Consider the following 920-nt stretch of genomic DNA (forward strand, 5'->3'; position numbering starts at 1 on the left):
ATTCTAAATCCTTCACCATATCGCCCGCATTGTCAGTTGCACTCTTCATTGCAATCATACGAGATGACTGCTCACAAGCGATATTTTCAACCAAGCCCTGATAAACCAAAGCCTCAATATAACGCACTAATAACGCACCCAGCGCCTCTTGGGCATCTGGCTCATAGATGTAATCCCAGTGGTAATCCATACCAGTCACTTCGCCAGCAACCATTGGCACTAATTGTGACACTGTTGGTACTTGTGTCATGGTATTTTCAAATTTATTATAAGCCACTGACAACTGTTGAATTTCACCAGCATCATAGGCATCTAACATGACCTTAACTGTGCCTAACAAATCATCAAATTGTGGCGCGTCACCTAAATCTGTCAATACCGATTTGATGTTTAGGTCTGTGTTTTTGAAAAATGATGTGGCCTTTTTGCCAATGGTGCAAAGTTCAACATCAATACCTTGTGCTTGATAGTCAACGATTGTTTTTAGCAAACTTCTAAATAAGTTTGTATTTAAACCACCACACAAGCCTCTATCGCTAGAAATAATGATAATACCAACACACTTGACATCGCCTATCTCTTTCATATAAGGGTGTTCAAATTCTGAATGTGCATAAGCTAGGTGACCAATAACTTCGGCAATCTTTTCAGAATAAGGGCGTGATGCCAACATTCTGTCTTGTGCTTTTTTCATTTTAGACGCTGCTACCATTTCCATAGCCGAGGTGATTTTCTGAGTGTTTTTAATACTCGAAATCTGCGTTCTAATTTCTTTTCCGCCTGCCATATTATCTTACCAAGTGTGGTTTGCCTTAAAATCATCAATTGCTGCTTGTAACTCGTTAGCAATATCGTCGTTGTAGTCACCGTTTTTACTGATTTTGTCCATCAATGTTGTTTGGTTTGCATTCATATAAGCA

The 920-nt window shown here is 39.2% G+C and carries 1 protein-coding gene; it reads right to left on the bottom strand.

Annotated elements, in window-relative coordinates; translation table 11 throughout:
- Positions 1 to 787: F0F1 ATP synthase subunit gamma (gene atpG / locus BBROOKSOX_RS11770; RefSeq protein ID WP_139662075.1), on the bottom strand; the 787-nt coding region annotated here is incomplete at its 3' end.
- Positions 788 to 920 lie beyond the last annotated feature (133 nt).

It is taken from the genome of bacterium endosymbiont of Bathymodiolus sp. 5 South (genome assembly GCF_900128535.1).
GTDB lineage: Bacteria > Pseudomonadota > Gammaproteobacteria > PS1 > Pseudothioglobaceae > Thiodubiliella.